The sequence below is a fragment of the Gardnerella sp. KA00771 genome (genome assembly GCF_049244045.1).
Taxonomy (GTDB): domain Bacteria; phylum Actinomycetota; class Actinomycetes; order Actinomycetales; family Bifidobacteriaceae; genus Bifidobacterium; species Bifidobacterium swidsinskii.
Genome location: NZ_CP058368.1, coordinates 1,539,083 through 1,559,512 on the forward strand (window position 1 = coordinate 1,539,083; position 20,430 = coordinate 1,559,512).

The 20,430-nt window shown below is 40.9% G+C and carries 13 protein-coding genes and 3 tRNA genes; 3 read left to right on the top strand and 13 right to left on the bottom strand.

What is annotated here, in order from left to right; all coding sequences use genetic code 11:
* The first annotated feature begins 318 nt into the window (after positions 1-318).
* Together HXT57_RS06200 and HXT57_RS06205 are read left to right on the top strand one after the other, a co-directional pair.
* On the top strand, positions 319-1,497 hold the full coding sequence (locus tag HXT57_RS06200) for a lipase family protein (RefSeq protein WP_415697903.1): 1,179 nt from the start codon (positions 319-321) through the stop codon (positions 1,495-1,497).
* A 346-nt stretch (positions 1,498-1,843) separates the two neighbouring features.
* Complete coding sequence (locus HXT57_RS06205; RefSeq protein ID WP_421783549.1) at positions 1,844-4,513, top strand: Rib/alpha-like domain-containing protein; 2,670 nt, start codon at positions 1,844-1,846, stop codon at positions 4,511-4,513.
* A 68-nt stretch (positions 4,514-4,581) separates the two neighbouring features.
* Here the strand turns inward: HXT57_RS06205 and HXT57_RS06210 are convergent.
* The 13 genes from HXT57_RS06210 to HXT57_RS06270 form a co-directional block, all read right to left on the bottom strand.
* Positions 4,582-4,655, bottom strand: a tRNA-Gly gene (locus tag HXT57_RS06210).
* A gap of 130 nt (positions 4,656-4,785) precedes the next feature.
* A complete protein-coding gene (locus tag HXT57_RS06215; RefSeq protein WP_076002503.1) occupies positions 4,786-5,664 on the bottom strand; it encodes a M48 family metalloprotease in 879 nt (292 codons plus the stop codon).
* Positions 5,665-5,769: 105 nt separating this feature from the next.
* Complete coding sequence (locus tag HXT57_RS06220; RefSeq protein WP_103013741.1) at positions 5,770-7,248, bottom strand: FAD-dependent oxidoreductase; 1,479 nt, start codon at positions 7,246-7,248, stop codon at positions 5,770-5,772.
* A gap of 292 nt (positions 7,249-7,540) precedes the next feature.
* Positions 7,541-9,772: a heavy metal translocating P-type ATPase gene (locus HXT57_RS06225; protein ID WP_421783551.1), complete on the bottom strand. Its 2,232-nt coding sequence runs from the start codon at positions 9,770-9,772 to the stop codon at positions 7,541-7,543.
* Positions 9,773-10,111: 339 nt separating this feature from the next.
* On the bottom strand, positions 10,112-10,315 hold the full coding sequence (locus tag HXT57_RS06230) for a hypothetical protein (RefSeq protein ID WP_012913681.1): 204 nt from the start codon (positions 10,313-10,315) through the stop codon (positions 10,112-10,114).
* Between the two features lie 309 nt (positions 10,316-10,624).
* Positions 10,625-10,697: transfer RNA gene (locus HXT57_RS06235), tRNA-Ala, on the bottom strand.
* Between the two features lie 27 nt (positions 10,698-10,724).
* A tRNA-Ile gene (locus HXT57_RS06240) sits at positions 10,725-10,798 on the bottom strand.
* Positions 10,799-10,924: 126 nt separating this feature from the next.
* Positions 10,925-11,404: a Dps family protein gene (locus HXT57_RS06245; protein WP_012913682.1), complete on the bottom strand. Its 480-nt coding sequence runs from the start codon at positions 11,402-11,404 to the stop codon at positions 10,925-10,927.
* A gap of 57 nt (positions 11,405-11,461) precedes the next feature.
* Positions 11,462-12,757, bottom strand: coding sequence for a hemolysin family protein (locus HXT57_RS06250; protein ID WP_012913683.1), 1,296 nt, complete (start codon positions 12,755-12,757; stop codon positions 11,462-11,464).
* Between the two features lie 76 nt (positions 12,758-12,833).
* Positions 12,834-13,604 (bottom strand): TIGR03943 family putative permease subunit, encoded by a 771-nt coding sequence (locus HXT57_RS06255; RefSeq protein ID WP_004109484.1) that lies wholly within the window; start codon positions 13,602-13,604, stop codon positions 12,834-12,836.
* The gene (locus tag HXT57_RS06260) at positions 13,601-14,704 is read right to left on the bottom strand and encodes a permease (RefSeq protein WP_004109487.1); all 1,104 of its coding nucleotides are present in this window, start codon (positions 14,702-14,704) and stop codon (positions 13,601-13,603) included. The genes HXT57_RS06255 and HXT57_RS06260 overlap by 4 nt, the downstream gene beginning before the upstream one ends.
* Before the next feature lie 55 nt (positions 14,705-14,759).
* Positions 14,760-15,419 (bottom strand): carbonic anhydrase, encoded by a 660-nt coding sequence (locus HXT57_RS06265; protein WP_004109491.1) that lies wholly within the window; start codon positions 15,417-15,419, stop codon positions 14,760-14,762.
* Positions 15,420-15,647: 228 nt separating this feature from the next.
* Entirely contained in the window at positions 15,648-18,404 is a 2,757-nt protein-coding gene (locus tag HXT57_RS06270) for a phosphoenolpyruvate carboxylase (RefSeq protein WP_285089485.1), read from the bottom strand.
* Positions 18,405-18,610: 206 nt separating this feature from the next.
* Between HXT57_RS06270 and HXT57_RS06275 the strand changes: the two genes are divergently transcribed.
* Positions 18,611-20,332, top strand: a complete 1,722-nt coding sequence (locus tag HXT57_RS06275) for a threonine/serine ThrE exporter family protein (RefSeq protein ID WP_415697905.1) — start codon at positions 18,611-18,613, stop codon at positions 20,330-20,332.
* Positions 20,333-20,430 lie beyond the last annotated feature (98 nt).

A 20,430-nucleotide genomic window follows, 5' to 3' on the forward strand; every position in this document is an offset into this window, starting at 1 on the left:
GCGCTTTTATTTTCATTATTAAGAATAGATTATGGCTATTGATAATTCTAGTTATATAGATGTTTTCTATGACTCTTATACACATCGTCAATGATTTTAGTAAACAAAAAAGGAGCAACAACATTTATTTAGAAGTATGGACTTTTGTTTATGTAGACTATACAATTGATGAACTGTGTAGAATAGCAATTGTGGCGGCAAAATAAATTTCGATTAATTTATATAACGCACGTAGTTAACAAAGAGGTGCTACAAATCGTAAACAGTCGTCCTATACATTTGTTGACTACAAAACTAAACAAAATATGGGAGGATACTATGAAACGCAATGCAGTAACAGGGTTTTTAACTAGCCTATGCATGCTCTTGAGCCTATCTGCTTTCGCAATGCCAGCAATGGCAACAACCGCAGATAATTATGCAAAAACTCCACTTACTGCTGAAACAGCTAAACAAATCGCAAATGGAACTATAGGCTTAGATTTACCTGGGGCTTTGGATATGTCTTTATATCACAAGAAGCCTCTTGATCCACAAGCTGATTTAGATGGTGACGGCTTAACTAATAGTCAGGAAATTTACACTTACACTAAAGACGGTAAGACTTATTATGGGTACAATTCTCACCCTATGATGAACGATACCGATGGCGATGGTATTCCAGATAATCAAGACAGCAATCCTCGCAGGTGGGATATTAGTCCCCGAGACATGGCTTTATTCTCTGAACTTTCTTATCGAGATGATAATTACATAAATAAGGTACTCGATTACACTAAACCGCTTCACAACATTTACAAAAATCGCAATGAGTACCGCCTTATGCACAACGAGCTTGCACCATTCTGGAAAGTCAAGGAAACATACCACAAAAGGGGAGGATTTGATGCTATTTTGTTTGAAAATGTAAGTCCATACCCATTCTTAGAACAAGGCACTGTTCAAGTACTAGCAATTCGTGGAACTTCCCAATTTAATGATTACGATGATGATTTTGCAATAGCTGTAGGTCATAACCCAGATCAAGCTAAAGATGTTGAGCAGTTGATTGAGCGTTATGGTCGCGAAAATACTGTTAGCAATTTGTATATTACCGGACATTCCCTCGGAGGATATCTTGCACAGCGTGCTTTAATTCGCGCTAAAGGCAAAGGCTACAACTGGATTAAGAAAATTTACACATTCAATTCACCACAAATTTGGGGAAATATTTTCAACCGTTGGTTACGTACCGCCGCCAATACTGGCAATAAGCTCACTCGAGAAGGTTACGCTGTTCATTACAAAGTAGACAACGACAAGGTTATTCGTTCTGTTGGCAATTTTGCTGGAGCTATAAGCGTCGGCAATTCTGCGCAAGGACATAGCTCTCGAAGCTATCTTGAGGCTCGTATGAACAATTTCCCAGGTTTCACCGTAGGTACTAGAGGAGATATTTCTGGCACTGGACGTTGGATGGAAGAACTTAACAACTTCTACGATGTTCGCACGTTCTAATTATTGCTAATTAATGATTATTAATTAGCACCAGCAATAGATAGCTATCTCGTGTAATTTATTAACAATAAGCTAAGCGCTGATTTACCAATGATTCATTAATATCACAAGTAGCTCAGCGCTTTTTCTATATCAATTAATCTAATGAAATTCTTTTCTATTACACCGCATAAGCTTAAGTATTAACTTTTGGTACTTATTAAAATTATCTGATTCAACTAGATACAATTTTATAAAGTTGTTAAAACTGATAGAATCAACAAGTTGAGCTAAATCTGTTGCGCTGCTCGCAAAAATATTTTCAAAATAAAGTAGAAGTCTGTACAAAAAAGTAAGGAATAGCAGTATGAGAAAAGTAAGTACCATTCACACAATTAGTGGAATTGTATTAACTTTTGGTTTGATCATTTCATCGCTGGTTTACATACCTTCGTTAGCAACAACCGCAGCGGCAGAAGAAACGTCACCAGTGCACATACCTCTTACCGCACAAACCGCTCACGACATTTCTACTGGTCGAATTCGTTTGGAAAATAATCAGATTGACTCATTGCTATATCACAAGCCCGAGCTAGATCCAAATGCAGATAGCGACGGCGACGGTCTGAAGAACAGCGAAGAACTTTACACTTACGTGAAAGACGGAAGAACATATTACGGATATAATTCACATCCGCTTATTAAGGACACCGACGGCGATGGCTTAGACGACAAAAACGATAACAATCCTCGCAGGTGGGATATTAGTCCCCGAGACATGGCGCTGTTTATGGAACTTGTGTACAGGGATGACGATTATGTCAAAAAAGTACTTGACTATTCAAAACCACTCACTGACATTTACAAAAATCGCAATGAGTACCGCCTTATGCACAACGAGCTCGCGCCATTCTGGAAAGTCAAGGAAACATACCATTATAGGGGTGGATTTGATGCCATATTGTTTGAAAATGTAAATCCTGCGTATCCATTTATTGAGCAAAACGGCGTGCAAGTTCTTGGAATCCGCGGAACTGAAGGCAGCGCTGACGTATGGAATGACGTATTGCTTGGAACTGGCTCAAACCCAGGCCAAGCTGCTGATATAGATAAATTAATTGATGAATATAAACAAAAGAACACTGTAAGCAATTTATATGTTACAGGTCACTCTTTAGGCGGATACTTAGCACAAAGAGCCTTAATTCGAGCTAAAAGCAGTGGTGCCACTTTTAACATTAAAGCTTATACTTTTAACGCCCCAAGGATTAAAGGAAATATATTCAACAAATGGCTTTGGGAAACATCTAATTTTGGCGATAAACTAACTAAAGAAGGTTATGCCATTCATTATAAAGTTGATAATGATACAGTAATAGGCGGAATAGGAAATTTCGAAGGTGCAATAAGCGTAGGAAGTTCTGGAGCCGGTCATGGATCCAGAAGCTACTTTGAGCCTAGAATGAATACTTTCCCAGGATTCACAGTTGGCGAACGCAATAAAATTGAGGGAACCGGTCGCAAAATTGATGCACTCGACGGATTAGTTAACGAGCCAGTTATTAAAACTGACGAACAAGCTTTCGAACCTAAAATTACGAATATTGACATTATGGAAAATGATCCATTGCCAAAAGGCACAACAATAAAGCATCTTCTTAATCCTAACGATATACCGCAAGGCTCTACCATTACAGACATTACAGAATACGACAAAATTGACACTTCTCAATGCGGCAACTACGAAGGGAAAATACTACTCGTACTATCTGGTAGAATATTAGAAACTATTATAATTCCAATAACTATTCATAAACGATTGGCTAATATCGAGGAACTTCCAAATGTTACTGCTGAATCCGGCAAGAAAATAGAAGTCAAAAAAGACAATAAAATCCCCGATAATTTCGACTTCAAACCATACTTAAAAAACTTACCAGAAAACAGCACAGTACAAGTTGTAAAACAACCAAACACAACAAACACTGGAGAAACAACATTTATTGTAGAAATAACCTTTGCAAACAAAGCAAAACAGAAAGTAACTCTTAAAGCTCACATTGTAGAAATCATTCCAGCAACACCACTAAACCCAGCTAAAAAGAGTATTACGTGGTCCGAGTTAATTCCTGCAAAGAAATCAACACCATGGACCGAGCTAACACCAGCGACGCCAGTGACACCAACTCCAACACCAACTCCCGTACCTCCGACACCTGTACCACCAACACCGGAACCAACGCCTGCGCCTAAACCAGAGTCACAACCTGTTCCACCAACACCAGAATCTCATTCTGACAACAGTGAACACTCTAGCAATGGCGAACCTGATAAGTCTGCAAATAGCACAACCCCACAGACTAATAAGTTCGATCAAGACCATAAGGAAATTCCAAGCATGGGATTTCCCGAACCAACACATCCTTCCAAAACTCTACAAACTCCTGCAGTTAGTAACGATTCTATGCGCGAAAACCACATAGAGCTTAACGCAAACTCAGAATCACACACATTACAGCAACAGATTCCATCAGCACCAAAGAGTATTGCAGATTTACTTCCAGCGTTGTGCAACACTCTCACCGTCGGGAATAATAACATTGCTTATGCGGGAAAAAATAACCATATCACTGTTACAGTAAATGCAACATCAGAATTCATGCGCAGATTACAACTAGAAAAAGCAGTAAAAGCTTATGCCTACATATATTCCAACCCTAAACTTCTTTATAGCGCAAATGGAATGAAATATGTAACAGTTCACATTAATGAATATGGCAGAATTGTATTCGACGTAGTTATCCCAGAAGAATATAAAGGCAATCATACGATTGTCCTTATTGACGAAAACGGTAAACAAGTTGCGTGGACGAATACTTTAGTAAAGAAAGACCCTCATTTACACAAACAATCCACAATAGCCAATAATGCACTCCCTCGTACTGGAATACAAATAATTCCAATTGTATTTAGCGTTGCATTAATGCTGTTTGCTAGCACAATTGTGACAATTGCAAGAAAAAGAAAGTTTAACTAACGCGTAAGTTGTAGTTTTTATACATCCAATGTACAAAAACTACAACTTATACAATTTTACAATCTGAATGGAGCGGATGACGGGAGTCGAACCCGCCTCTGAAGCTTGGGAAGCTTCCATTCTACCGATGAACTACATCCGCATGCTGTAACTAAAAGCAAACTAGTTTCAACAACCATCTAAGGGTATCATGCACAGCTTACCGCTTCAATATTTAGGAATCAGTTTATGAACTCAATAAACAAGACAAGCAAGTTCAACAAACAAAATATTCATGCAGCAATGCTCATTAAACGCCCAATCCTATCCTGAACAGTAGGACGCGCAGTACACAAACGCACAAGCGCAGGAGCGTTATTATTCCACGGACAAATAATCATCAAAGAAGCAACAGCCTGCAATCCAGCAGTAGATTTCATCTCGTGAAGCTGCATGCCGTAAGTAATTTTATTAAGTGCGGAAGCAAGCGCAGCAAAATCTCCAGTAATTTCACTACTTCCCTTATCTGCGTCAAATTCACGCGAACCAGGAATAATTGCATTGATAATAACAGAAGCAATAGGAGCGAATAAAATATTCAAAAATTTACCAATAAATTTGCAATACTTGCGAATATCACGACGATATGTATCACCGACATAAACAAGCCAAGAACCAACGTACGTTAATACTGTTGCTGTAGCAGTAGCCAGCGAAGAAGCGAGAATATCATGATTATAAATATGAGTTAATTCATGACCAATAACACTACGTAACTCGCGCTCGTTAAGAATATTAATCAAACCACGAGTACAACATATACTCGCATGACGCTCACTTCTACCAGTTGCAAAAGCATTAGGACTTTCGTAGGGAGAAACCATTACTCGCGGCATAGGTTTACCAATTCGAGCAGATAAATCTCTAACCATTGCGTAAAGCACAGGCTCTTCTTCTTCACTAACCTCTGTAGCATGCATAGCAATAATCGCAAGCTTACTTGAGCACCAATAAGCAAAAACACTAAATGCAATACCAGGAATAATGAACCATATTAGTGAAGACAGATGCGAGCCAGTAAGAACCCAACATAAGGCAAGAAAAAGCCACACAACAACAAAAAATAGTGCGGCTTTTAAGCTGCCATAGTGTATTCTCAAGCCTTTCAACATATGAGCTATCTTAATAATGCGAACTTAAATTTTTCTGAATATATACTGCGTATTTACTAACTACAAACTTAAATACTAAGTAATATTTTCAGTTTATTTAGGGCATTATTTGCTACCTAAAGCAATATTTACAAGTTCAGAAGCTGAAACAACTTTCTTTCGAGTTCTCTGCTCATTGGCTCCAAGTTCACGCTCATAAGAGTCAACTCGCTTCCAACCGGCGTAATCAATTGGTTTAATGCCCTTTTCTGCCAATAATTTATCTATAGAATTTTCATCGCGATCAGGTGCGATTCGCCTAGCATTGCCAGCTTTAGATAAATCTTCAAGCATATTATTAACAATCAAAAGAGCATCAGATTTTGTAGAGCCGATTAATCCTACCGGCCCACGCTTAGCCCAGCCAGTTGCATACAATCGCTCACGAACTTCGCCATTTTCTACAGACTCCACTAAGCGCCCATCAATATTTGCAAGCAAAGTACGCTTTTCGTCGTAAGCAATACCTGCAACTTCTGCAGGATGGTAGCCAATGGCATGGTATACAGCTTGAACGGCGTATTCCTCGAACTCTCCAGTACGAGTCATTTTGCCATCGGCGCTTGTAGTCGTGCGCTCAACTCGTATTGCCTTCACATGTCCATCTTCACCAAGAATTTCTACCGGCGCACAGTTGAAGTGGATAATATAGCGTTTGTTGGCTGGCTTCCCCTCAAAATCAACGTTTCCGCCATCTTCCATATCTTCAGCCATATCGCGAATAGCGAAAAGCTCCTCAACCATTTGACGCGTGAGCTTATCGTTACCGGCTACTTCAATAGTCTCATCGTCAAGTTCAAAATCATCCTCATTAATAACAATTTGCACTCCGGATAACTTTTCCATTTCGCGCAATTCTTGAACAGAGAATTTTGCTTGGGCAACTCCACGACGAATAAATAAATGCAAGGTTTGGGTTTTATTTTTTTGCAATCCCTCATACACGTCATCTGGAATATCCGTATGAGCGCGCAAATAATCAGGATCTCGTAAAAGCTCACGAGCAACATCCATTGCCACATTTCCGCCACCAATAACAGCTACTTCCTTGGCTTCAAGCGGCCATTCTCGATTGCTAGTTGGGTATCCATCGTACCATTCTACGAATTTTGCAGCTCCGTACACTCCGTCTAAATCGGCACCTGGAACTCCTCGAAGAGGCCTATCTTTCACAGCACCCGTTGCAAATAACACAGCATCATATCTATGAAGTAAATCTTCTAATGCAATATCTTTACCAAATTCAACATTTGCATAAAGATGAATATTTGGATTATCAAGCGTCTTTTCAAGCGCATCCGCAATAAATTTGATACTTGGATGGTCAGGAGCTACTCCGTAACGCACTAAGCCGAAAGGCACTGGCAATTTTTCAAAAAGATCAATGCGAGCGCTAGAGCCTAATCCCAATTCTTCTCCACGCTTTGCAATCTGACGTAAGAAGATATCGGAAGAGTACACTCCTGCAGGGCCTGCTCCTATTACAGCAATACGCAGTTGAGATGTTTCTTGTGAAACATTTTCGTTTAAGTTATTTTTTTCCATTATTATCCCCATATTGAACTGTATTATACGGCACTTTTCGCCGTTTTCGCGCTATTTAGCGCGGCCTACAAGCATAGGTTGCCTCAATCACTCAGCAGCGTAACTGTAAAGCGTTTATATGTAATTCTTCGCCAGAAATAAGTTACGTACAAGCTTGAGCCGTTACCGTTTGCAGCTAACTCGTATGCTTTCATAATTAGACTAGCGCATTACTTCGTCTTACAACATACTCAAACGAATATTATTAAAGATGTCGTAATGAATATCGTAAAAATATTGCCAAAAAATATTTTTATTTTCGTTCGCGCAATGCTGTTAAAGCCCACATAATAGCAACAACATCAATTGCTTCTTGCATCATTGCGCCAATAACTGCTGGAATAAAACCGAAAGCCGCAAAAATCATACTTATAATTGCTAATCCAATGCCCATCAATACTGACTGAACCATAACGCGTTTAGTATGTTTTGCTACTCTTATTGCGCTTGCAACAGAAGAAATATCATTGTTCATAATAACTACCTGTGCGCATTCAGATGCTGCCGTATCTGTGCCATCCGTTACTGCTACGCCAATATCGGCAGCTGCAAGCACTGGAGCATCGTTTACACCATCTCCAACCATCATTGTTACAGTTGAATTTTGCTTATTTTTATACGCATTGTAATTATGTTTTTTTACATGCGCTAATTTATCTTGCGGAAGTAAATCTGCATATATTGTTTCAATTCCAACACTTTTACCAATTGTTGTTGCAGCTTGCAAACTATCGCCAGTAAGAATAGATATTGAGCGTGCACCAAGTGTACACAATGCGTCAATGGTTGATTTCGCGTTATCGCGCGGCACGTCTTTTAATACGATTCTTCCTACCAGCACGCCGTCAAAAGACACGTAGGTTGCCATTTCGTCTGCTGCAAGAGATTTGCCTATAGTTTGATTCGCGTTTTGCTCTGTAACGTACTTGCGTCTGCCTACACGTACTAAAATACCGTCTACAACGCCCTGAATACCCTGACCTGCAGTTTCTTTAACACTGTGCACTACAGGGTATTCTCGCACGCTAGGAAGCTGCGGAACCGACGATGGGTGAGCATTTTCCCACAAGCTTGCTCCCGCTTTAGCAATACCACCTGCAAGTATGTGCTGAGAATACGTCTCTAGAACACCTGCGAGCATTACAATACGATCAGCCTTCTGCGTAGTATCGATTACGTCTACGTTTACAACTTGCGGCTGTTTTACAGTCAACGTGCCAGTTTTGTCAAAAAATACATCTGTTACACGACTTAATTGCTCAAGCACATCCTGACTTTTAACAACAATTCCAAGTTTCGCTAAACGCCCAGTTCCAGCCATGCACGCAACCGGCACCGCAATAAGCAGCGGGCAAGGAGTTGCCAAAACTAGCACTTGCGCAAATCTAAGAGCATCTCCAGAAAAGCCCCAAGCAAAACCAGCAATTACAAAAGACAAAACAGTAAATGGCACAGATAACATGTCTGCAAATCTAACTACTGCAGCTTTAGAAGACCTAGCAGACTCAACAAGCTGCATGATTTTCTGATACTGCGAGTTTTTAGACAGCTTTGTTACGCGCATAATAAGCACAACTCCACCGTTTACACAGCCTGAAAGCACTGCAGCTCCCGCATAGACTTCTCTAGGAACGGATTCTCCGTTAATAGCACTTGTGTCTAAAATTGCAGAACCGCTTAACAGCTCACCATCAACTGGCACAGTTTCGCCAGGAAGCACAATAATTACGTTTCCAATATTTAATTCATCAACTGGAACCGTTTTGTAACGCTGCAAATTTGAGGAGATTTCGCCGTCTGTAGACGCTTGCAAAAATGGACAAATATTGTGTTTATAGTCGCAATTTTGCTCGCTAATATTAGATTGCTTAGAATTAGCGGCATCCACTTTTCTGAATTCAGCATGCCGGCACAGAACACACGAGCTAGGCTTGCACTGATTTTCACTCAAACATGGCGGTTCGTATGATTCATCATTTGCTTGATTATTATCCATTTCATGCTCAATACCTGGCAAAGTCATAAGATGAGCAGTTTTTGGAGCTGCGCTTACTAAAAGAGACAGATTGCGCTGGGCTTTCATATGCGCAAAATCTTCAATTGCCTCTCCCGTCCAAACCATTACAACAATCAAATAGCTTGCCCAAAACTCACCAATACAAAGCGTTGCAAGTAATGCAACAAAAGCTAGCAAATCAATGCCTAAAGTTCCGCGCAATAAATTTTTAATCATGTTGCGCAAAGAAATAAGGCTGGTATACAAAACGAGAATAGCGATAATAGTTTTCCCGATACTAAGACTTATGGAAATATCGCAACCAAGATTTAAGAAATCAAAGATTTGCTGCGAAAGATTAGATATTTGCTCACAGAAAGTAGTTAATATAGGCAAATTATACGAGTACAAAGCCGCAATAAACGGAAAAGCAAGAATTACGACTGTTAATTGAGGTGCACGACGGCAATATGCTAAAAGTTTACGCATACACTTTCCTTACGCTGATCAGGTTAACCGCTTAAGACGCTGCTAACACACGATTTCACGCCTTGTTAACCCATTGAGAGCAGATTTGATTTAGCTGCACTCAATACACGGCGTAAAGATATTCATGTTTATTTATATGTGATTAGTATACCAATAGGCCTTGATGAGAAGCATTCTCATGTAAATATTATGCTTCCAAAAAAGCACCATAATGAGTTCCAACAATTACTAATTGTACTATTTGAATTATTAAATTAATAAGTTTATGCTTCATATCTTTTTAAAATTTAGGTTATAGGCCAATTTATTTGCCATAGATTCGGCCTATAACCCTAAAATTTACTGTTCTTTAGTGAAAAGAGTTCTTACAATTTTGAAAAGCATAAATAATAGACGTAGTGTGATATATGTTGCTACGAATGTTGCAAGCCAAATCATAATATTTTGAATATTCCAACCTTGACCTTTAACAAATGAAGCTACTAATAAAGAAACTACGCCAGCAGAAATATCAGCAATATTTTGTTTTATCTTATAAATCATTTTTTACATCCTTCCGTCTAAAATGAAAACCTTTATGGTTTTCATCTCTCTTTAATACCTTTCAAGTTAACAATATATTGTGTATAGTTCCACAGCAAAATATATGCCGCAATCTCTGGGAAGAGATTCAACTATTTAAACATTTTTATATTTTTTACAACACTGACAAATATCAGGGTGTCACCCTAATTTTATTAGGGGTAATCAGTAAAAAATTGGGTTATTCCCCAAAAATTGAATGGGCACGCGACAAGAAAGAAATTGATAAACAAAAAGTTCTGATTGAAAAATCAATCAGAACCCTGTTCGTGGAGCTAAGGAGACTCGAACTCCTGACCCTCTGCTTGCAAAGCAGATGCGCTACCAGCTGCGCCATAGCCCCATTCGAAAGAATGATGTCATTCTATCGTGGGCCCGGGAGGACTTGAACCTCCGACCTCATCCTTATCAGGGATGCGCTCTAACCACCTGAGCTACGGGCCCAACTCGTATGCCTAAAACATACAAGTAGTTACATTAGCACAGACACAGAAAATGTCAAACCGCAACACGCCATAAAAAGAAAACAGCGTGTTGCGGTTTGAATCAAAAAAATTAAACAGAGAATAATTAATCAAGATGGCTACGCATGAACCACTGGAACTTTTCCAACTGTTGAACATGATCTTGAATAATATTTGAGCTAACTAAATCAAGCTCATCAAGTTCCGCGATAGCCTTGCGATCGTCTGCAATCATATCGTTATAGTACTCAATAAGCGCTTGCAAATACTCCTTTGTAGACTTGCGACCAGTCAAAGCAAAACGCTTCCATGTGCGAGCAGCAACAACATCGTCTGCGCGGCCAAGTGGAGAGCCGCCCAAAGTTGCAATTCGCTCAGCAGTTTCATCCGCCTGCGCCAAAACTTCAGCAACCTGTGGATCAAGCATTTCGTGCACTGCAATAAAATCTGGACCAGTAACATTCCAATGCGCATGCTTGAGCACCAAAGCAGCTTCCTGCTCGTGGCTTAAACGATTCTGTAAAATGGCAACAGCCTTTTCACTGGCCGCTTCGTCGAGACCTGGCAAAATATGCAACAAAGCCATGTTCTATCCTTCCTTAGGTTTGTTAATACCGTTATTATTCTACTGCTATGGCTTAAACTACGCGCGGCGACGCACTTCAATCGTCGCAATACGCCTACCATCAACCGCAGTCACAGTCATATCGTAACCATCCGCATCATGCAAAACAGCTCCAACACTTCCCATTGAACCAGTATGCGCTAAAAAGTAGCCTGCAACAGTCTCATACGGACCGTCCTCAAGCTCAATGCCGGTAATGTCAGCAAAATCTTCAATGGTCATACCGCCATCAATTTTTGCAACACCATTTACAAAAGCAGTTGTTTTATTCACATTATTTTGCTCAGTTTCACCAGGCAAATCATATTCATCGCGAATATCTCCAACTAGCTCTTCTGTCATGTCCTCAAGCGTAACAATACCGTCAGTTCCACCATATTCATCGATGACAACAGCCAAATGAATACCACGTTTACGAAGAAGTTCCAGGCTCGGCAATAGTTTGGAAGTTCCAGGAAGACTAATTCCTTCGCGAGTTACATCTGCAACAGTTTTTGCATTTGGATCACGCACATCTAGCAAATCACGAACATGCACAAAACCTATAACATCATCAAAATCTTTGCCAATAACAGGGTAGCGAGAATACGGAAGCTCACGAATTTTCGCGGCAGCTTCTTCAAGGCTCAATGAACCATCCAAAAACTCAACATCAGCACGAGGACGCATTACTTCAGCAACAATAGTTTCAGACGCATCAAACACATCATCCAAAATAGTACGCTCATCCTGACTTAAACGTTTATTGCTATTGACAAGAACACGCAATTCTTCGTCAGAAACTTCGCTTTCCTTCTCATTAGGATCAAAGCCAAGAATGCGCACAAAACCGTTAGTATTCTTTCCAATAAGCCAAATTAAAGGCTTGCAAATCTTTGAGAAAACATCAACCGCCGGCACAACCGCTCGCGCAATCTGCTCAGCACGCTGCATAGCAATACGTTTTGGAACTAATTCAGAAATAACAATAGAACAGTAAGAAATAACAAGAGTTAGAAAGATTGTTGTAAGTGGACCAGCAACGTGCGAAGAAACACCCCATGAACATACAACCGGCACAACATACGGAGCTAAAGCAGACTCACCAAACGATGCAGAAAGAAAGCCAGAAAGAGTTACTCCAATTTGTAGAGCAGATAGAAAAGTGTTAGGATCGCGGGCAATTTTTGCAACTCTAGCACCACGCGCATCCTGCAATTCCATGCGATCAATTTGCGAACTTCTCAAGCTCACTAAAGCTAATTCGGTTGCCGCAAATACGGAACCAAATAGCAAAAAAATCATAATGAGTAGAATATTAAAACCAATCGCCATACTTGTTATCTTAGTTTACTTCTATGCGATATCAACAATTCTAAAATAATTATCACCATTAACGAAGATAAATTATTTATGGGCGATAAAAATATCCAGTTGGAGCTTGAGCTGTTTGCATTGATATAACGTGCAGCACAACTCCAGGATGCTGATATCCAGGAATGCCAATATTGCCTCTAGAAACGCGTGCACGAACACGCACCCATTCATGATCTTGAATTTCGCCAATATTTGATTTTTCGGCAACTAATCCAAACGGAGACATGTCGAGAATACAGCATGACATAAGCTGACGAGATACCCTAAATTGATTTGCATTCAACGTAGAATCTCTGCTGACAAAACCTGTAAGAGTAATCGCGTATCCATCATATTTTGCAGCATTATGATCGATTTCGTCATACCAGGAGCCGAAATCATCATCATCAACTGTTATCTCATGAGATTTTTCATACAATCCTGGCAAAGGATAATTTTGGCTACGAATAGCAATAGCACGACCGCCAGCATACTGGTCGAATCCATCTACACTAATATTTTGAGCGTAACGCAAAGGAACAATAATAAGTAGCGCAGGAACAACGAAAGCTACAAACATACGCCAAACATCGCGCGAAGAAACAGAAAACCATCCAATCGCAGCACATATAGACAAAATAAATAGCAAAATAGCAGTAATTAACAAATAATAATATGCTCTAGGCGTAGTAAAAAGCGTATATCTACCGCTTAAAGTAACTTCCGCAATTATGACTGCAAAAAATAGCAATAAAATAGCTTCTACCAATTGAGCTAAAGTGATTTTTTTACAAGCATTATGCTCAACACATTTTTGCTTTTTCATGCGATGAACCCCCAAGCCCAGTGAGCTAATAATGACGCTAGGAAGCACGCAAAAGCAATAGTTAATGTTAAGCGCCACACAAATTTACCACGGCAATCCTCAACGAGCATAAGCGTATTCTTTAAATCAAGCATAGGACCAAACAGCAGAAATACTAGCACCGACGACATAGGCAATGATGTTGCTAAACTTCTTGCAATTACAGCATCTGAGCTGGAGCATAGAGAGCTTGCGTACGCAATAGCCATCATTACAGGAATAGCAATGAAAACATTACTCACTTGCACGCGAGAAGCAGGATCAGCTCCGAGCCATGCGCGAATTACAGAAGCAACTATAGTTCCACATACAATAATTGGAATTAATTTTATTAAATCCTGATGTATATGCTGCACATATTTGCGAATTTGCGCAGAAATACTATGCTTTTCAATATTACTTTTTGTGAGATCACTTTCGTTATTCAATTCGCAAGAACAATGTAAAGAAGATTCGTTTTCTACTAAAATTTTCTTACGCAAAATATTGATTTTCGAAGGAAATATAACAAAAGTTAATCCAACCAGTAATGCAATACCAACACCTAGCGCAATACGCATAATAGCAACAGCTGGAGCGTCAGAAAACGCATAAAATGTTGCCAATACAGATACTGGATTTACAACAGGAACTACACATAGAAAAGTTATGGCGCACGGCAATGGTAGTTTTCTTGCAACTAAACGAGAAAACGTTGGAACGACTACACAATCACAAACCGGCATACAGACGCCGGCTAATATGGCAGCCAAGAAACCATTTGCTGTAGATTTTGGAACATGTTTCTCAATAAAATCAGCAGTTACCCAAGTTTCTACTGCAGCAGAAACAAGCACACCTATGAGCGTAAAAGGTATAGCTTGTAGCAACAAGCCGGAAACACCTCGAATTGTTGTATCAATGAGAAACCAAGGATGTTGCCCTTGTAAAGCAGGAGCAGCTGCAATAATAAAAGCTACTAAAGGAGCTCCGACAAGCAAGAAAAGATAGTTCGCAGAATTAGCGGAATTTGCAGAATTTGCAGAATTTGCATCAAGCGTATCTTTAGATGATTGATTCATATCTGTAACCTAACAACGTATTAATAATTCTGTTAAAAATGCGACTACATGCTACTTAGCATGAAAGAACCTCTACTAAACCATCACTCATTCTATACCTAGCGCCAACTAGCATAAGGTTATCGTTAAAAGCGGCTTCACGAATAATTTGAGATTTATCGCAAATTTCAGCCAACATATTAGACACGTGAATGCGCTCAATATCGTCCGTGCTCAAGTCTTCTTCAATACCTGCGAGCGCAGCCGGCCCTAAAGAACGAAGCAATATTGACCCGCTAGACTCAATTATTTCGCTTGTTTCATCTTCGCCGTATTTAGAAACCAGCTTTTGCACATTCGGCAAAACGGCTTGTACAGCACCGCAATGCTCGTGTCCAAGAACAACAAGCACTTTTACTCCCAAATCGCTTACAGCGTATTCTAAAGATGCAATTACAGCATCATCAAGCACTTCGCCTGCAGTGCGGACAGAAAAAATATCACCTAAACCAGCACCAAACACAAATTCTGGAGCCACGCGCGAGTCAGCACAGGAAAGAACAACAGCTCCAGGATGCTGACCTTCAATAAGAGATAATCTCGTTTCTTCACTAAGTCCATGGCAATTTAATGAGCCTTCTGCAAACTTACGATTACCAGCTAGCATCGCGCTCCACACAGATGTAGCCAAAAGTGAATCTTCTTTTAAAAGATCTTCTTTGACTGTCTCGTGCATTATTACCTCCTTGTATTGATGCGCTTGCGCAAAGATGACAAATACAAGCTATCAACAAATTTTGAAAAACACTTCGACTTATAAAACATATTCTATCGTTACTGTGTTAAATAGAAAATATGCTATAAAAGCTAACAAAATTTATAAAATATGATTATAAAAAGAAAAGCCAACGCACAGCTAATAAAGCAGCACGAAGGCTTTTCTTAATCATATAAACTTATAAAATCATCCAGTATTCTGCAAGCCTGCAGCAACACCAGAAACAGTGCAAAGAATAAGGTAGATGAACTCTGCCTGCTGGCTTTCGCTAAGCTCTTCTTTGTCTACCTTGTTGCGAAGCTTGTGCAATGCAAGCGACTGGATTACAGACAGCGCGTCAACATAAGGCGAGCGCACACGAATAGCCTGGCCAAGCACGTGACGGTGCTGCAAAGGCCACTTGTCGTCAACAATTTGCAAAACCCACTTGCGAGTAAGCTGCATTTCTGAAAGTACTTTATCGCTCAAATCTTCACGATCTCCAAGGCTTAAGTACATGCGAGCAATACGCTCATCTGTCTTAGCCAAAGACATCTCAATATTGTCAATAAAAGTACTGAACAGCGGCCACTCTTCGTAAGCTCTGCGCAAAGTTTCCAAGTCACCAAACTTTTCACAAGCCGTGCCCAAACCGTACCATGCTGCTAAGTTAATGCGAGCCTGAGCCCAGGAGAACACCCACGGGATTGTTCGCAAATCGTCCAACGACTTCGCACCCAAACCACGCTTGGCAGGACGAGAACCAATTGGGAGCAAGCCAATTTCGCTAAGCGGCGTAACCGTAGAGAACCATGGAGTAAAGTCATTCGTTTGCAGCAAGTCGAGGAAGCGCTCATGAGCTGCAACATCAAGTTTTGCAGCCATATCTGCATACTTCTTCGTCATATCAGTGTTAGTTTTCTCAACACTTGGCGAAGACTGAAGCAAAGTTGCAGAAGCAACGGATTCAACGTGACGAATAGCAAGAATTGGATTGCCATATCGTGCGAAAATAACTTCGCCCTGCTCAGTAAGCTTGAAACGGCAGTTGACGGAGCCAACAGGCTGAGCAAGCACTGCACGGTTTGCAGGACCGCCACCGCGACCAACAGCACCACCGCGGCCGTGGAACAGTGTCAAATCAATATCATGCTTCTTAGCCCATTGAGCAATTCGCTCCTGAGCGGAATGCAAAGCAAGCGTTGCGGAAGTAGGGCCAGCATCCTTGGAAGAATCCGAATATCCAAGCATAACTTCCATCTTGCGACCAGTAGCCTTAAGACGAGCTTGCACTTCAGGAATTTTAATAATCTCCTCAAGCACATTTACGGAATTCTGCAAATCTTCAAGCTGCTCAAACAGTGGAATGACGTCGATTGTTGGCGCATCCTGTGGGTGAGCGAATGCAAGACGATTAAGCTCAAATACATCGCGCACATGCTGAGCAGATTTTGCGAAGGAAATAATGTAGCGTCGAGCAGCACGCATTCCGTTGCGCTTTTGAATTGCACCCAAAGCGCGGAACGTATCGAGTACTTCACGAGTCATTGGCTGAAGCGGACCGCGTTCGCCATGCAATCCATGTTCGCGAATATCTTCCAAAGCGCGAGAATGCACGAGAGAATGCTGACGGAATTCCATTTCAACCATGTGGAATCCAAAGGTTTGCGCTTGCCAAATCAAATCCTGCAAAGGACCATATGCAGCACGAGGATCTCCGCCTTCTGCCAAAGAGCGTTGCACAATTTGCAAATCCTCAATGAAATCTTCGCAAGAATGATACATCAAATCCGTATCGCGGCTAATAGTGCGATGCAAACGGTCAGCCATTACCAACATTACTGCACGATGTGGCTCACTATTAGAAACGTCTGAAGCGTTTTCTGTAAGCTGTTCGCTCATTTCGCGCTGACGATTCCATAATTCAAGCAACTCCACGCTTGGAGGAGTTGTGCGAGTTTCCATAGTTAAGCACTTGCCAACTTCGCGCGTGCGATTCTCCAAAGCTGCAAGCACGTGATCGCTAAACTTTCGAGCGACTTGACGGCTCACTTTAGCTGTCACATTAGGATTGCCATCTCGATCTGAACCAATCCAGCTTCCTGGATGGAAGAATGCAGGGCAACGCGGAGGAACTAATCCAGCCTTCTTACCAAGCAGCCAATCGTCAAATCGACGATACACGACTGGAATCGTGTCAAACAAAGTGGCGTCAAAAATGTCAAGAATAGTATCCGCTTCTTCAACCGGAGTCGGCTTCTTTAAAGCAATCGGAGAAGTACGAAGAAGCGCATCAATTTCGTTATAGAGACGACGATAATTTTCGCGCTTATCAGATCCACCTAAACGATGATGTTCGCTTAATAATTGCGAAATTCTGCGAATCTTACCTGCAACGGCTTTACGACGAGCTTCGGTTGGGTGCGCGGTAAATACAGGATGAAACTCAAGCTTTGCAAGCAATTCTTTCGCTTCAGCAGGGCTCATTTCAGTGAGCAACTTGTGATAAGCACAAGTTAGTTCGTTAACTGGATCAACAGGCAATGAATCTTCAACTTCACATTCACGCTGATGAAGTACAGAAACACGATAATTTTCCTCGCACAAATTTGCCAAGTGGAAATATGTTGCGAAAGCACGAGCTAAAAGCTGCGTATCGTGCAAATTCATTCCGTTGAGCCTGCTAACAGCTTTACTTAAGCCATCATCTGCAGTTACTTTTGCGTCTACCATTTGCGCAAAATGAGCCGCACTAGCTTCTACAGCATTCAAACGCACATCGTCGAATACTGCTAATAATTTTTCATCGAATTCGCCAAGAACATCGCGAAGAATATGCAAGCACAAATCCATGTCTTGCTTAAGTGATGCTGGAAGGTCACGCTCCTCTGGGCCTTTTCGCCCTAAACCAGACGTAACAATAGTTGCGTCTGCCGGAGTAACCTGCTGATTTTCTGTTGCCATCAGACCTCCTTACGCCAGACTAAGGTTGCTTGGTCGTCTGACTTCCGCAGCTCCTCCGCGGTTATGTAGGTCAGAAGTTGCAAGCCCACAGCCTTGTTTCCAGCGAGATACCAAGTTAATTGTGAAACTACCACCGGACGTAGTAAAGAATGCTGATTTATCAACAAAATATAACTCGGCAACGGGGTTGCGTATACTAAAAAATTGTGAGTACAGCAGAGAATAATATTGAGAATAATGAATACGACAACAGCATCAACAACTGCGATTGCGATAAGCCTGAAATTCTTTCGACTGGTCATATAGTCGGAAAACCTTCTGGGCGTTTTCATACTCATGCTATTCCACTCGATATGGACGATGTTGAGCGAGATTGGGATAAGCCAGTTACACAAGCAGGAATTGCTGCAAAATCGAGTATTATTATTCGCGTCGGTGCGCTCGGCTTAGGAGCAGGCACAGGAAGCTACCGAGTTCGCGAGCTTATGCACAGAATCGGCGAACCAATGGGTGTACATGTGCGCGCGGACGTGAATCTCACAGATATTGAAGCAACTTGTACTGATAAGCATGAGCGAATTACTGAAGTTGTAGATCTTCCAACCACAGGTGTTAACACTGAGCGCATTTGGCTTCTAGAACATTTTGCAGATTGGTTTAACGTCAAGCTTGGAAACGATTCTTTATATCACTCTAAAGCTGCTGTTTCTAAGGAATTAGTTGACACATTGCAAGCGAGCGACGACGAACATACCATTGTACAAACAGCTAAGCAGTCTGAAGAAAATGCTACTAAAATTGCAAAAAAGAAAGCGTTGCAAGAAGCTATAAAAAAAGAAAAACCACGCGGCATTTTTGCATTACAGCCAGAAAGTGCTTATGCTGAACATTTTTCACACGTAAACACATCCAGTAGTAATGGCGAGCCTAAAAATAATCATCCTCTTACGGTTAGAGAAGTACATGACCGTCTTGATTTGATTAAAAATAGGAAACCGCTATACAAACCGTGGTTTGCTGGTCTTGCTTCGGCAGTTGCTTGCGCATCCTTTGCGTTCTTGCTTGGCGGCGGCATTTACGACATGATTGGTGCTTTTATTGGAGCAGGAATCGGTCACTATATTCGTCGCAGAATGTTTATGAAGCATCTAAACCAGTTTGTAGTTACATTCGTAGCTGTTGCAATAGGTGCACTATCATGCATTGGGGCTTTACGTCTTATTGGCTTCTTTGACCCTAGCGCGCTCAATCATACAACTGCATATATTGGCTCAGTGTTGTTTGTTATTCCTGGATTCCCTCTTATTACAGGCGGTTTAGATATTGCAAAAATTGATTTCCCTTCAGGAATTCAACGACTTTGTTACACAATGGCTATTATTTTGATGGGAACTCTTGCGGGATGGACAGTTGCAAGCCTTGTACATCTCAATCCTCAAGGCTTCCCTCCTCTTGGATTAAATCCTTGGCTTAACGCAGTTCTTCGACTTATTACAGCTTTTGCCGGAGTATGGGGCTTCTCAGTTCTATTTAATTCTCCACAACGAATGTGCTTAGTTGCTGGCGTTATTGGCGCTATTACTGACACATTGCGTTTAACTATGACAGATTTTGGAGTTGCTGCCGAAATTGCAGCTTTCAGCGGTGCTTTATTGGCAGGTTTGCTAGCTTCTACTTGGAGAACTATCGTTCGTCACGGATTAGCGCCTCAATATTTGGGTTATCCACGAATAGGTCTTACGGTTCCATCTATCGTAATTATGGTTCCTGGACTTTATATGTATCGCGCAATGTTTTATCTTGGTCAATTTCACACGCTTCCAGCGTTAGACTGGACTTTCCGCGCTTTCATGGTAATTATTTGCTTACCTATTGGTCTTGCTGTAGCACGCGTTATTACAGATAAAAGCTGGCGTTACGACGTGTGATGTTCTAAGTTTCAGTTCGTTAATTTTTAACAAAAAGCCGCTTACAAGTTTTCTTGCGAGCGGCTTTATTTTTTATTAATTTACTTATTGAAATTTAA